Source organism: Paenibacillus sp. FSL K6-1230 (assembly GCF_038002385.1).
GTDB lineage: Bacteria > Bacillota > Bacilli > Paenibacillales > Paenibacillaceae > Paenibacillus > Paenibacillus massiliensis.
The window spans coordinates 2,718,624-2,734,455 of sequence record NZ_JBBOCK010000001.1 but is presented as its reverse complement, the minus strand read 5'-3'; the positions used below and the strand labels follow the sequence as shown (position 1 = coordinate 2,734,455).

7 protein-coding genes are annotated in these 15,832 nt (G+C 50.7%); all 7 read right to left on the bottom strand.

Features of this window, described 5'->3' with window-relative positions; translation table 11 throughout:
- Positions 1-173 precede the first annotated feature (173 nt).
- Positions 174-1,025 (bottom strand): Cof-type HAD-IIB family hydrolase, encoded by an 852-nt coding sequence (locus tag MKX74_RS12120; protein WP_341178526.1) that lies wholly within the window; start codon positions 1,023-1,025, stop codon positions 174-176.
- A 168-nt stretch (positions 1,026-1,193) separates the two neighbouring features.
- Positions 1,194-7,568: an invasin domain 3-containing protein gene (locus MKX74_RS12115; protein ID WP_341178525.1), complete on the bottom strand. Its 6,375-nt coding sequence runs from the start codon at positions 7,566-7,568 to the stop codon at positions 1,194-1,196.
- Between the two features lie 208 nt (positions 7,569-7,776).
- Entirely contained in the window at positions 7,777-10,380 is a 2,604-nt protein-coding gene (locus tag MKX74_RS12110) for a LuxR C-terminal-related transcriptional regulator (protein ID WP_341178524.1), read from the bottom strand.
- A gap of 272 nt (positions 10,381-10,652) precedes the next feature.
- Positions 10,653-11,075, bottom strand: a complete 423-nt coding sequence (locus MKX74_RS12105) for a VOC family protein (RefSeq protein WP_028592593.1) — start codon at positions 11,073-11,075, stop codon at positions 10,653-10,655.
- 103 nt (positions 11,076-11,178) lie between these two features.
- Complete coding sequence (ascB, locus tag MKX74_RS12100; RefSeq protein WP_341178523.1) at positions 11,179-12,666, bottom strand: 6-phospho-beta-glucosidase; 1,488 nt, start codon at positions 12,664-12,666, stop codon at positions 11,179-11,181.
- 14 nt (positions 12,667-12,680) lie between these two features.
- A complete protein-coding gene (locus MKX74_RS12095; protein ID WP_341178522.1) occupies positions 12,681-14,597 on the bottom strand; it encodes a beta-glucoside-specific PTS transporter subunit IIABC in 1,917 nt (638 codons plus the stop codon).
- Positions 14,598-14,729: 132 nt separating this feature from the next.
- On the bottom strand, positions 14,730-15,563 hold the full coding sequence (gene licT / locus MKX74_RS12090) for a BglG family transcription antiterminator LicT (RefSeq protein ID WP_018882963.1): 834 nt from the start codon (positions 15,561-15,563) through the stop codon (positions 14,730-14,732).
- Between the last annotated feature and the right edge of the window lie 269 nt (positions 15,564-15,832).

Below are 15,832 nucleotides of genomic sequence, written 5' to 3'. Positions count from 1 at the left end.
TTTGTTGAAGTAAGTGGTGCTCACAGATACATATGGAAATAAATATCTGTGAAGCAACAAAGTCAGCGGACGCTTGGATGCTCCGCTGACTTTGTCTATCCGCTGACCCGTCTAATTGTAGCCTAGTGATCGTCAACTACCTTGACCGAATTTGATTTCATGTTAAATGATCCTTATATTAATCCGAAATGCACAAAGCTCTTATAAAGCCCATCGTTCTCCACGCTATCCGTTACATGATCAGCAAGACCGATTAACCCTGGCTTTGCATTGCCCATAGCAATCCCGACAGCACAGAATTCCAGCATCTCTGCATCGTTCATGCCATCTCCAATCGCAATGGTGTTATCTCTGGACATTCCCAGATGCTCCAGCAGGTATTCAATGGCTACGGCCTTGTGAATGCCTGGAATCATCATTTCTCCACTATCTCTGCCGAAGGCTGGAACGGTGCATTGAATGACCTCGAATTTGCCCTGGAATTCCTCCTTGATTCGGCTAAAAGGAACCTCGCTTTCCAGAAAGCATACCTTATTGACGTCATCCTTGCAGAGATCAGCCTCACCATACGTCAGCCCCGTGATAAAAGGATGCGGTGAGCTCTCCTTCTTTTCTCTAGCCACAGGATCATTGTCGATATCTCCATAAATTCTCCGCTCCAGATGAGAGCGCAGATTGCGGCTTGCATAGAGGGCAGAATTCGATTCCAGATAGAAATCTATACCGTGTTCATTGAAGAAACGCACCATATGCTGCACATCCTCTGGCTGCACCTTTTTATGATAGAGCATCTCCCCCTGATACTCTACAAATCCACCTCCGGCACCGATAATTCCGTCGAAGCCGGCATCCCATATCTCGTCATAGATTTCAGCCTTTGAACGACCTGTGCACAGAAGCAGTATATGACCATTTTCTCTGGCCTTTTTACAGGCAAGCTGGGCCGACTCCGGTACATAGCCATCATCAGTGACGAGCGTCCCGTCCACATCTATAAATACAATCTTTTGATCCGCTTTGTTCATCTTCCATTAGCTCCTTTGATTGTCCCAACTAAAGCAGTTGAGTGAATGTACACCCACTATAATTTCTGTAACGCATTACAAGTCAAGCTATTTCACACAAAAAAAATCAGCAGGCAAGTTAGTGCCTACTGATTTCCCATAACTGTAATTACTACGATTGTTGCAATATCATTGCTGCTGCATGATTCGGGCCAGTATCGACGCCGTCTCGGCACGAGTCGCGTTACGCTGAGGATACAATCGACTTTCCTGATCACCTATGAGAAGACCGTGCATTGAGAGTCTAGCTATATCAGCCTGAGCCCATCCTGCAATATCAGCATAGTCCAGAACATTCAATCCCTTCCCCTGCATTTCTTTCCCTTGCTTCGCGTAAAAACCCTGCTCCGTCGCCCCCTCACGCTCGCCCTGCTCTGCTGATGGAATGGCTCTGGCGATCATAACCATCATTTCCTGACGTGATACCGCGGCTTGGGGACGCAAGCTTCCATCCTCATAGCCTCGTACCCAACCTGCCAGGCTGGCTTTTCGCATCACAGCTTCGTACCATTCTTCACCCTCATTCGCAAAAGATACATCGTCTGGATCGTCAGCAGGATGAAGCATTCTGTCCAGCATTGCGACCAACTCGGCCCGTGTGACGGGCTGTTCCGGCTCGAATCGTCCTGTTCCACGGCCTTGCACAATCAGCTTACTTGCGAGCAGTTCCACTGCTCGCTCCGCCCAGTGCCCCTTCATATCGGTGAAGGATTGGTGATTCTCCAGCAAGGTATAGTGCTTGCCAGTTGCAAGACGAAGCTGTATGGTGCCTGGTAGAACAAGCTTAGCTGGGACATACCGGAAGTATCCAACGTGTGGATCATAGACGGCTGCCGTCCAGTACGGATCGGTCATGTCTGCCCATGTGCTGGCAGAGAACAATATGGACTGAGCACGCAAGGCAAGCAGCTGTTCATCGCCTTTCCCTTGCTGTCCGATGAGACTTACAGAGAATGGATGCTCGCGTATCACTGCCCCTATACCGTTAGCTGCACCCTTGAGAAGTACATGCTCTTCTTCATCAGCTAGTTGCAAGGTAAGTCGAATGGAATCGACCGTGGTTGCTCTAGCCGCCTCACTCAATTCCACAACAGGAACCTCCAGTACTCCTACGGGTGTATGCCATTCCAGCACCAGAGTAGGATTTTGCTCAAGTAGACGTGCCAGGGTGTTCTTCTCCATCAACACGCCCCATACGCTGGCGCTGTCCATCATCTTCACTGTGATTTTCCCTGAAGCAATCTGCTCGGCTGTCAGTGTGACCTGCTGATGCAGTTGTCCATCCTGTAGCAATTGGAGGCCAATGGATTGCCCTTGAATGACTGTTGGAGGCAGTGGACCCGGATTCATATCCACGTTCGCGCTTCCCGAGCCTTTCCCTGGAGCGGAGCCACCGTCTGATCCATCAGAGCTGCCATCATCTGATCCACCTGAGCTATCGTCACCACCGCCTGAACTCGGCGGCTCATTCGCTTGTCGTGTCAGAACTATAACATCCGCAGTAGCCTCCAGCCCCTCGAAGCTTACGATCAGCTCCGTCATTCCTGGCTGAATGCCCAGCACGCGTCCCTGAACATCTACAGCTGCAATGCTCTCATCCTTAAGATGATATAGCGCTCTTGAGGTGACGTCTTCTTCGGTTCCATCCGAATAATGAACTGTCACATGTAGCTGCCCATACTCTCCTTCTTTGACCTGATAGCGTGTAGCATCCAATTGCAGTCGTACAGGCAGTGCATAGACTGTGACTGGAGCACTGGCTCTCAGCGTCCCTCTGTCTCCCTCATAGACGGCCTCAATAACCGTCTGTCCGGTTCGCAGTCCCGTCATGTACCATCTGCCATCCAATCCCTGACCTATGCGAACCATACTGTCGTCATAGCGAAATTGTGTAGCATCGGTCTGATCGTGGATGAAATTATCCTGTCCATAGGTGACCTCAACGACGGTCTGAGCTGCCTCCCCCACCTGAATACGATAGGAAGAAGGGTTGAACCACATGCCGTCAGTGAAGGTGACCTGTACCGGGGCAAAGATCTGTTCCCCATTCATTAGCACACGGACATCTGCTGTACCTGGCTCCGTCGAGCGAATATCGAACTTATACAGCCCGGTCACAGCCTCTCCCGATTCACCATAAGTGACTTCCGTCACGGTACCTAGAGAGGCTTCAATGCTCACTCCCTCAGCATTGGCCGTCGGATTCCCATAAGCATCCATGAGCTGAACTGTCACTCGAGCAGTCGCTGTGCCATTGGCAGGTAGCGCCATCTGAGAGACCGATATCTCTGATGCGGAGGCTAGTGGAGGGCCCGGGAGCCAATCGATCTGAGCAGAAGCCATTAATTCAATGCTTTCCATAAATGCTCTAAGATGAGCAGTGCCCGACTTCGTTGAACGAAGTTCCGCCGTATACCTACCCTCTCCCACGTAGACTAACGGGGACAAGATTCCCATGGAAGACTCGAGACGAAGCAACGATGCATCCATTTCATCAGCGATCATATGTCCTGTAGCATCCTTGAGCTGTAGTGTAATCCGTGCAGTCTCTCTACCATTAGCTATCAGCATGCCTTGTTCAATCTCCAGAGTCGACGCTGTAGCTGAAGGCTGTCCTGCGACAAAATTCACCGTTATTGGAGCATTCATCAGCTCCATTCCATTCATCGTAGCGCTAATGACAGCCTCTCCTGTCTCTATAGACCTCAGATCTGCTGTATAACGCCCTTGCCCGGCATATTTCAGTTCACCTATCGTGCCCCGTGTCGAAGACAACTGCAGACCCAGATCGGACACTTCTTCAATCAGGTCGTTGCCATACTGATCTCTTGTCTGAACCGTCACAGTAATCGCGTCGCTTCCGTCCGCCGTCGCTGAAGTCTGGGAGACTGTAAATGTCGAGGTGTTCGCGACTGCAGGACCAGGTAGCAACTGGACCTCTCCCTGCTGCAGCACAGATTCTCCGTTCACAGAAGCCAAGAGTGTAGCAGTACCAGAAATTGTCCCTGCTGTCAGCTCCGCTATATACGTGCCATCACCATGGTCCGTGATCGGCCCGAGTACTCCTGCGCTGCTCCTTATGGTAACATCATCTCCACCAGCTGTAATCGTGTTGCCAAAGGCATCCTTTAGCTGCACCGTTACCGTCGTCGTATCCATACCATTGGCCGTTAGAGCCATATGGTCTATACGAAGCTCTGAAGTCGTCGCAGATGCAGGACCGGGTATAAATTCTACTGCTGTAGACGCAATAAGATTTGTGCCGTTAACTCTTGCTGATACGACAGCTCTGCCTGTCAGCGTACTGGACCATAATAGGACCGAATAGCTGCCGTCACCGTTGTCCACGGTATTCCCAAGTATACCGGCTGTCGTATTGAAGACCACCTGGTCCCCGCCTGCATCTAGTGCATTGCCGTAAGCATCCTTCAAGCGAACTGTAATCAGGCTCTGACTGAGACCGTTTGCTACAATCACAGGATGCAAGGACTCGATGGCAGAACGATCTGTTGACACCATTCCTGGTACGATGCGAATGGAGAGCCTTTCCTGCAGCTTGCTACCATTCACCATAGCCTCTATTGAAGATATACCTACAGCCTCGGGTGCTGTGAACACAGCACTATATTGACCATTCCCGTGATCCTGGACATGATCAATCGTACCGCTTGTGGTCTGAAAGACAACCTGATCCCCGCCACTGGATAACGGATTGCCATGCAGGTCTAGCAGTTGTACTGTTAATTCCGTACTACCACTACCCGCGACCAGCCTATCCTCCGCAGCGGTTAGCATCGACCTCGATGCAGCGGCTGCTCCGGCGACAAAGGCTACCTCGACCGTCTGCTGGAAGGTGGTGTCAGACAGTCTTGCTGACACGACAGCAATTCCAGTCTTATTTGCAGAACGCAAGGTTGCCGTGTATTGGCCATTCCCCAGGTCCGTTACGTTGGACAAGAAGCCTGCTGTAGTGCTCATGCTCACGGTTCCAGCTGACGTAGTCCGTGGATTACCATAACGATCTATAGTCCGCAGGGTAATGGTTGTCTGGCTACTTCCATTAGCGACGATCGAGCCTGTGGCCGCCTTGAATTCAGACCGTTCCCTCGATGTCTCTCCCGGAACGATATGAACGATCGGTGAGGACTGCAGCATGCTACCATTCACGGTGGCTTTGATCGCCCCACTACCTACAATTGTGCCTGCATTCAAAGATGCCGCGTAGCTGCCATTACCGAGTGCGGTTACCTGCGTGAAGGTACCAAGTCCGTATTCCAGTCTGACAACATCCCCGGCGGACGTAAGTTCATTGCCGTGGGCATCCTTCAGTTGTACGCGAACCTGCTGACTCCCCTCTCCAGCGACCATGGAAGTCAGAGGCACAATAAGCTCTGAAGTCTCGGCAGCTGCAGGACCAGGAACGAAGTGAATCGTTGCTGTTTGCTGAATCGCTGTATTATCTACTGTAGCCGTGACTACAGCCGTGCCACTCTGGGTTGGTGACCGTAGCTGAGCTGTGTATGTCCCATTTCCCAGATCTCTTACGATGCCTACAGTACCGCTTGTTGTGCTTATGCGTACTGAACGCCCTCCCGTAGTCATCGAATTGCCATTGGCATCCTTCAGCTGCAAGGTAATGGTGGACTCACTGCTGCCATCTGCGGTCAATGTCGTAGCACTGGTATTTAGAGTAGACATCGCAGCAGAAAAAGCACCTGGAACAAATTGCAGCCTCGCTTGCTGCTGCAAGGACACGCCGTCAACCGTTGCCGTGACTATAGCTTCTCCTGTTCTTGTAGGCGACCGCAGTTGAGACACATACGAACCGTTGCCCATGTCTCTTACGCTGCTCAATGTACCATTTGTCGTGCTGAATCGAACCGTCCGTCCGCCCGTAGTGATCGGATTACCATTGGTATCCTTTAGCTGCACCGTAAGTGTAGACTCACTGCTGCCATCTGCCGTCACGATCGCGGGACTTGCAATCAAGGTCGAAAGTGCTGCCGAAGGGGCCAATGTATTCAGGACGACTGTTGCGCTGGATGCTAAGGGATAGCCATTCAGCGTGCCCGTGATCACAGCATTACCCGATATCATAGGCGCAGTCAGCTCTGCTGTGTATGTGCCATCACCATGATCGGTGACCGCTCCTAGCTGTCCGAGCGTAGAGCTGAGTTGCACCATGCCTTCACTGGAACCCAGCAGATTATTGACACCATTACGAAGCGTGACAGTAATCGTTGCTTGACTGAACCCGTCTGCATCGATTCGGTTAGGCGTAGCACTTATGGCAGAGCGAGCCGGATAGACTTGAATTGCCTGTGTTAGATAGCGATTCGGGGAATTCGAGGGGATTCCTAATTCTCCATAAGCAGTCCAGCCCGCTCCCCACACGGTGCCGTCGTTCTTCAGGACCAGACCATGATTATCACCTGCAGAAAAATCGGCTATGTCGCTAATAAGACTGCCTGCCATCTGCAGGTTCCGGTTCTGCATCCCCCACCACCATACTGTCCCATCCGCCTTCTGGGCCATACTAAGACGCCCGCCACCCGAAATGCGGACCACACTTGTGAGCGGAATTGAACCGGACTGCAGCACCTGTATCGCCTTATTGCTACTAGTTACTCCTGAGCCTATGCCCAGATTGTAGTTCTCATTGTAGCCCCAGCTCCATACTGTCCCATCATCACGGAGGGCTAGACCGCCTAAACGGTGACCCACAATGCTTCTGACTGCATCAAGTGGTTGATCGGAGCTGTCCATTACCTGAACTGGATAGGCCGAGCCATTGCTCAACTGTCCATTCCCGAGCTGGGATAGTCCATTATGTCCCCATGCCCAGACGGTTCCATCTTGCTTGAGCAGCATGGAGTGATAATCGCCGACTGCAACCTCCTTCGCACCTGTGAGGTAAGTGCTGCTCGAAGCTTTGATCTGAATAGCTCGTGAATACATGCTATCCCACGAGTCCGACAACATATTCGAGCCGTTGCTTCCCCAGCCCCATACCGTGCCATCCGTTTTGAGGGCAAGCACATGGCTGTAACCTGCGGCTATACTCTGTACCTGTGTCAATGGTGACCCGTCGGACTGCATCACCTGAACGGCTTGGGACAAATTTTCAAGAGAACCGTTCCCTAGAGTTCCAGTGTTACCCTTTCCCCAAGCCCAGACGGTACCATTCTCTAGCAAGGCTACAGAGAAATATCCACCTCCGTAGACAGCCTTTGCATTCGATAGTGGTGCACCGTCTCTCTTGGTCACCTGCACCGGTCGATAGTGACTGGTCGTTGTACCATCCCCGAGCGCGCCAGCGGAATTGTCTCCCCAAGCCCACACCGTACCATCCTCTGCAATGAGCAGAGAGTGCAGGTACCCTGCACCGACTGTCTTCACTCCTGTAGGAAAAATGGAGTCCGCAGCTTGTGCCTTTGGCGCCAGTTGGGGCATCGCGAGCAACATGACGAGCAGCACACAGCCTATTTTTCGAAATACTTGCAATGTAACCTCCCCTTCATGGTAGTTCGGTAGCTGTAGACGAACGACGAAAATGAAGCTAGGTCGTCAATGCTACCAGCCGTATCGACATACTAGCACAATCGAGTATGAGGGAATACTAACCAAAGTTAACTGTTCTAAAAAAAAGAAGCCCCTGGTTCAGGAGCTTCATCTCATGCATTCATTTCTGATTTGTTAATCTCCGGGTTCATTAGTCCTCTGCTTCCTCTAACCTCGTGCGGCTAGCTTGGATACTATTCGAGGTAGCCAGAACAGCCTGTGTGCGTGAACGGACACCCAGCTTGCTATAGATCCGGTTCAGATAGACCTTTATTGTCCCAAGCGTCAGGCCCATCTGATGAGCAATCTCCTGGTTCGTGCAGCCGCTATGCAGCAGCCGAACCACCTCCAGCTCTTGTGCGCTAAGAGAATCCATGCCAGCATAAGAGTTAGGAATGGATATTTCCCGCTCTGCTTGGGGCTGCATTGCTACCAATAACACGTTGATATATTCCTTCAGAGCCGATTGCTGGTCTGGAGATACCGCAGTAGCAATCTCTTGCAGCAGCTCTCTCATCCACTTCCCTTCATCTATAAACGTACGAATATATCGGAAAGGCAGAACGAGCAACAAGGCCTCATTAAGTCTTTCCACAGCTTCTTTTTTCCTGCCACGAATATATTCCGCCTTCGCCTGGAGCACCATCGTCAGAGCAAGGATATTGACCATTCTCACTTCTTCCGCTTGCAACCTCAGTGTGGTCAGCAGGGCAAGCGCGTCCTCTCCCCGCCCATTAGCCATGTGCAAGCGCGCCAGTGTCACCGTCTCTTGAACGTTCCCCAGGTGGACGCGGTGAGACGCTGCGTCCTCTTGGCCCTGAAGCTGTTCTCTGCTTGCTGCCAGATTCTCTCCTTCACCCAGATTCAGTTCCACAAGGTAAGCCCGCAGTGCTCTATACCAATGGCCATCTGTTGCAGGGGCTAGACGCTGCATACTTTCCTGAATCATAATCCGGGCTGCTGCAGGCTCACCTGCCGCCAGTCGACGCTTCGCCATCATGATCCGCACAGGCACATACAAGCCCGGCACCTCCAAATATCTCCCATCTGCAATCAGTCTGCTCAGGAACTCATCGCACCGATCCAGCTCGTTCCATTCGTAGTATCCCTCCGCAAGCGATTGGATGACATATTGACACATTAATGACTCTGACCAGCCATTGCGGCTCAGAATGGAACAGATACGCTCCCCGACCTCTGCTGTAGTGGGCGTAATTACACCCTTCAGGCCAAATGTCGTATTTCTTACAAGCGGTTGATTGAAATTATAATTAAAATCATAAAATACCGGGTCCTTCGGCAGTCGATAAGGGATCGAGTCCGCGAACTGGAACCACTCCTCGAACTGCCCTGAATAGAAGGCATCATTAGCCTTCACAAAAAACAAACCACTCAGCCATTCTGACTCGACCTGTTGTGAGCGGCCCAGTAATTCCTGCTCCAGTTGCTCTATCAAGCTCTGTGTCACCTGCCGCTGCCCCATGAACAAATGTACAAATGCATTGACCAGCTGCAGGCGCGGTGGCATCGCAAAGGATGCTGGAAAACGGGCAAAATCATTCTGCAGCAGCGTGAACTCCCCACGCGTAACCAGCTCATGTAGATGCCTGTTGAGCAGCGAAGCAGCCAGCTCATAATCCTCAGCCATGAAGGCATGATCAATGGCTTCCTCGCTTAAGCCCATCTGAGCATGGACCAGACTGGCCTGTCTATGCAGCTCACTCCAGCGTGCAGGAGCTTGCTGCTTCAGCATACGGGCGTAAAATTCACGAACCAGGTGATGATAGCGGTATTCGTCTTGCTGAATGTGCACCAGAAACAGACCGTTTCGTTCCAGAAATGCCAGCTTGCTGTTGCAGCTCCCCTGGCCAGTAATATCGGCGCACAATGCAGCATTGAACTTTCTTAGAATAGAGGTCTCTAACAAAAAAGTACCCATCTGCTCATCGAGACCCTTCCATAACTCTTGAAAAAGATACTCCTCAAGCTGCTGTCCAACATGTCCTGTGTGAATCCAGGCAGACCACTGGTCACTACTTCGCTGCTGCAATGACATCAAGGCAAGCTGCAGGCCTGCGGCCCAGCCTTCGGTTCGCGCTACCAGAGCTTCTATCCACTGTGATGGCAGGGCAACCTCCAGCACAGACTGACAGAGCTGTTCAGCATCTTGTGTCGTAAATGCCAGTTCTTTTGCGTTGATACGCTTCACTTCACCACGAACGATCCATTTGTGCAGTCCTTCGAATGGGGGTTCAAACCGTGAAGCGAGCACCACTTGTATAGATGAAGGCAGATGCTCCAGCCAATAGTGAAGACTTCCATGGATTTCGGGGCGTGTAATCAGATGGTAATCATCAAGTGCCAGCATTATGGGCTCCGGTGCATCATACAGTTCATTCAAGCATTGATCCAGAAATTGATGTAGTGCGTGCTCCTGATGTTCGGCCAGCAGTGGAAGCAAACGCTCGGTAGCCCCGGCAGCGAGGTGAGGAGCCAGCGCATGTACAACGTATCGCCAGAATCGGCGCAGGTCGTTATCGTGCTCCCCTAGAGAATACCAAGTCGTTCGCGCTGAGCTCATCTGCATATATTGGGCCATGGCCGTCGTCTTTCCACTCCCGGCAGGAGCAACAATCAGTATTAGCTTCGGCGAAGATAAGCCACGGACAGGCTCATGCAACGCGGCTCTTTTTACCAGATTAGGCCTTAAAGCAGGCATTTGAAGCTTGTATTTCAAAATAACAGGGGTATTCATGATGTGAAGCCTCCATTGCTGTGGGCGTGGAATTCGTTCTTTATTATAGCGTCAAATTGTCTCTACCGGAATGCCTAAGCATCTAGTTCTGTAATACGCCCTTGAGTTCATGAATCGATCAGGAAATTAATGAAGTTGCATCTTTCATTTATACCTTCATTTCCCCGCAAATCTCACCGACCACGAGAAAAACGCCCCTTGCATATCCGATAACATGAGTCTGCACATGTTCGAATGCAAGAGGCGTATTAAAGTTTGTTTAGAACAGGCAATTACACTGTATTGCAGTTGACATGGAAAAGAACACCGTATTTATCTGTCACCATACCATAGGCTGGGCTCCAGAACGTCTCCTGGATCGGCATAATTACATTGCCGCCCTCCTGTAGCTTGCCGAAGATGGTACGTGCTTCCTCCGGGCTGTCAGCCTGAACCGATACCGTCACATTATCTCCCTTGGTATGCGGCATCCCAGGAAACGTATCAGATAGCATCAGCATAGAGTCGCCAATCTTGATCGAGGCATGCATAATCCGATCCTTCGCTTCAGGTGGTGTAGGATGATTCGGGTCAGACGGGGAATCCCCAAAGGTCGAGATCATCATCACCTCGCCTCCGAATACGTCCTTATAAAACTCAACCGCTTCACGACCGTTACCATCAGTAACCAGGTAGACATTCAATCCCACTGCCATATCTGCATCAACTCCTATGTCCATAGTGTGGTGGATACTTCATCATTATACCCTACCATTATGTTCGAGTAGTGCAGCCATTAACCATATCGTGATATGAAAATTAGCTCAAGTCTTCCCCGTTGGACGCGATGGCCTTCTTATACCAGTAGAAGCTATCCTTGCGAGAACGCTCCAGCGTCCCTTGTCCATGGTCATCCTGGTCCACATAGATCACTCCATAGCGCTTGGACATCTCCGAGGTAGAGGCACTGATGATATCAATGGCTCCCCAGCTTGTATAGCCCATCACCTCAACGCCATCCATGACGGCTTCCTTCATCGCAGTAATATGCTTGCGCATGTAGTCAATTCGATACTGATCATGAATGGAGCCATCTGGTTCCACCTGATCGCGTGCGCCGAGACCATTCTCAACTACAAATAGTGGTACACCGTAGCGGTCATACAGCTCCTTCAGGACAATACGCAGCCCAAGCGGGTCCATCTGCCAGCCCCATTCTGTGACCTCCAGGTTCGGATTCTTGACCGAGCTGTAGAGGTTGGCGCCCGTCACACCATATTTTTCAGGCGTCGTCGTGGATACCAATGAAGTGTAATAGCTGAAGGAGATGAAATCTACCGTATGCTTCCGCAGAATCTCCTCATCCTCTGGCTCCATCACCACGGTAATCCCCTGCTCAGCAAAATAGCGATGGATAAAGGCAGGATAGACTCCACGTACCTGTACATCCGTATGCAGCAGATTCAACTGATTATCGACCAAGGCTTGATGAACGTCATCCGGGCTGCTCGTAGCCGGATAGTGAATCATGCGGGCCAACATACAGCCAATCTGGAACTCGGGATTAATCTCACGGGCAAGCTTGGTAGCCAGACTGCTAGCAACGAACTGATGATGCAGTGCCTGATAGGAGGCCTCCTGTACGTTCTCCACTCGGTCCTCCACTACACCGCCACCAGTGAATGGTTCAATGATCGTTGTATTAATCTCGTTGAAGGTAAGCCAGTATGTGACCAGATCCTTGTAGCGATTCATGACGGTCTCGGCATATTTGAGGTAGAAGGCTACTACCTTCCGATTCGTCCAGCCTCCATAGTTCAGTACCAGCGAGATCGGCATTTCGTAATGAGAGAGCGTCACAATCGGCTCGATACCATGCTTCTTCATTTCTGTAAAGACGTTCTCATAGAACTGTAGACCTTGCTCGTTCGGCTGCGCATCATCCCCGTTCGGGAAGATACGTGCCCAGTTAATGGATAGGCGGAAGGCCTTGAAGCCAAGCTCTGCGAACAGGGCAATATCCTCTTTGTACCGATGATAAAAATCGATGCCGTATCGCTTCGGATATCCCTCGGCACTCTGATGGGCAATAGCCTTCTCAATCGTCTCACTGCTGACGTGCATCAAGGCTTTGAGATTCGTGTAGTCCTTCTTCTCGAAGTAAGGGACCATATCTGCCGTCGATAGTCCTTTGCCTCCTGCATCAAAGGCTCCTTCTGCCTGATTGGCAGCAATCGCCCCTCCCCACATGAAATGCTGCGGGAATCCCTTCAGGTAATCTTTTGGCAGCTTCGGGTTGGCTGTCATATTATCACTCCTCCTCAAGAATTGGATGTCGTCTTCACTTTAAGCACTGGCTGAGCAGCAGCTACCTCACCAAGCTTCAGAGCCTGAATTGATTCATATTCAGCCGTATTGGTCACGACCATGACGCTAGTGATGTCATATTGCTCGGCAATCTTATCCAGTTCGAAGCTCAGCAGCTTGTCGCCGGCCCGCACAACATCTCCAGTCTGAACATACGCTTCGAAGAATTGACCGCGCAGCTTCACAGTATTGATACCTATATGGATTAGCAGCTCTGCCCCTTGCTCACTGCGAATGACGATAGCATGCTTGGTCTTGAATACATTCATAATTTTCCCGTTCACCGGAGACACCAGTTCACCATTTGCAGGAACGAAGCCAATGCCCTTGCCCATCATTTCCTCACCAAAGGTCGGATCATTCACCTCGTTCAATGGAATAATCTTGCCATTTACAGGGGATCCCACTGTCTCATCGTGAAGCTCATAATGCTCCTCCTCCACAGCCGTGACGGAAGAAGCTGAAGACTCGGATACCGCTTGACCTTCAGCGGCCTTCCCCTGCTCACCTTCCAGTGGTGCAACAGCGTCCTCCTTGATCCCCATAATGACGGAAGCCACCAATGATACGACGAACGCAATCGCCAGTCCTCCCAGTGCATAGCCGAAGGTAGGGCCGATGAAGGCCGGGATGCCCGGCAGACCGCCATTTCCAGCTAGTACATACGCATTAACACCGAACATCAGGGCGAACCCGCCACCAGCAGCACTACCGATCATTCCAGCTACGAATGGCTTCTTGTAGCGCATATTAATTCCGTACATCGCCGGCTCGGTCACACCCATGAGCGCAGTAATGGAGGTTGATAATGCCAATGATTTCAGCTTCTTGTCCTTAGCACGGATGAATACCCCTGCCGTCGCACCTGCCTGCCCCATATTGGAGATATACGTAAGTGGTAGAAATTTATCAAAGCCCAAATTCGCCAGATTGCTGAGAATGACCGGAACTAGCGCATAATGCATTCCCGTCATGACGATTAATGCCATACCGCCGCCCAAGAGAAGCCCTGCCAGCAAGCCACCCTCGGACAGCAGCCAGTTGATCCCGCCAGACAAGCCGTTACCGATCAGCGTACCGAGTGGTCCGATAGCAATCATCGTAATCGGGACGACAACGAGCAAGCTGAAGAGCGGAACGAGCAGCAGCTTCAGCGAAGCTGGGATGATGCGGTTGAAGCCCTTCTCTACATAAGACAGCAGCCAGATAGAGAGCAGAATGGGAATGACCGATGATGCGTAGCTTACCGATACGACCGGAACTCCCAAGAAGCTGACCGGATTGCCGCTGGATAGCAGCGCGCCGATGTCCGGTGCCATCAAGGTCATACTGACCGCAGCCGCTACATATGGATTGGCATTGAATTTACGAGCTGCGCTGAAGGCAATCAGCATCGGCAGGAAATAGAACACGCTGTCCCCAATTGCTGATATAATGCGGTACGTATCTGTACCTGCCGTTGCCCATCCTAGAGACACGAAGAGTGCAATGAATCCTTTGAGCAGACCCGCTCCAGCTACAGCCGGCAAAATCGGTGCAAATACACTCGCAATGAATTCGAACAGGCGAGATATGACATTTTTAGAGCTTGCGCCTTCTGTGGGTGCATCCTTCTTCTCTTTCAAGTCGGGATGCTGCTCCGTCAACGCATCGAACACCTTGGATACGTCATTGCCAATAATGACCTGATACTGCTCCCCAGCAATGTTCGTACCCATAACCTTATCTAGTCGCTCCAGCGCTCCTTTATCCGCCTTGGCGTTATCCTTCAGCTCAAAGCGGAGCCGAGTTACACAGTGATAGACAGAATTAATATTGCTCTTACCGCCGACACCCTCCACGATTTTCTTCGCTGTCTCCTGATGATTCAAGAGGAATCCCCCCATTTTCAATTTGTGAAATCAATACAAAAAACCGGACAATGACAAAGAGAGTCCGCATCTGCGTTCCATCCTCACATCATCCGGGTATTGCCTGATTGAACAGTAACAAGCCCATAAGCTTTATTTTCTTTTCAGTAGTCTTTCCAGATGAAGCGTCAGATAGAGCTGCTCCGCATGTGTCATATCATAGCCATAGTTCTTTCGAATGAAAGACTCAATTTTGGTGATACAGCTGAAGGTCTGCGGATAATTTTTGCGAACGACGTCATATAGATACTGCTCTGCATCATCATGGGCGGTATGTGTAATGACACGCTGGCAGAAGTACTTCAGATGAGTGATGAAGCGAAAATAGTTGACGTTCTCCTCATCGAACTCCACATTGAAGTGGTATTTAATAATATTCATAATCTCCTGCAGCAGCTGCATCAGATGCGCGACATCGTTCATGGAATCATTGATCTCTGCATTGATGAAATGAAGGGCGATGCTGGAGATCTCCTCCTTCGGGAACTCAATGCCTAGTCGTTCGCGCAGAAGCAAAAGCGATTCCTTCGCCACATCATACTCCGCCTTGTAGAAGTGCTGAACCTCCCAAGCCAGGGGATTAAGGGTGATCATGCCCTCTTTGATTCGCTTAATGGCAAAGTGAATGTGATCCGACAGAGAAATATAGATCCCGTCACTGATCGTCTTATTCAGTTGCCGCCGTGCCAGACTGACAATATCATCTGTCACCTGCATAATTTCAATGGGCGTCTCCATCAGTGTGGCCTTGAACTTCTCATAGATGGCATCATTCTGGAGCTGGAATATCTTTTCCACCCTACTGTCGTCAATCTCATCACCTACACGGTTGTTGAAGCCAATGCCCCGGCCGAGGATCAGTAGCTCCTTCCCCCGCTCATCCAATGAACTGACGATATTGTTGTTGAACACCTGTTTGATAATCATAGCAACCACCTGTTTTGAGGGAATAAAAAAAAGCGGGCAACACAACAATAGCCCAATGTACATCACTGTACAACGGAACTACTGTGGTATTGCCCGCGTTACCGGTAACAAGCCTCACCTACAAGATAACATAGAGTGAAAGCGGTGTCCACAGTGAATAAATATATTATTACCCTTTTACTAGGAAAACAGACGCTCCAGACATAGATGAACGAGCTATTAGACATGCTGCCGCTACCAACTACGCATTAGCGATACACACTAGCACA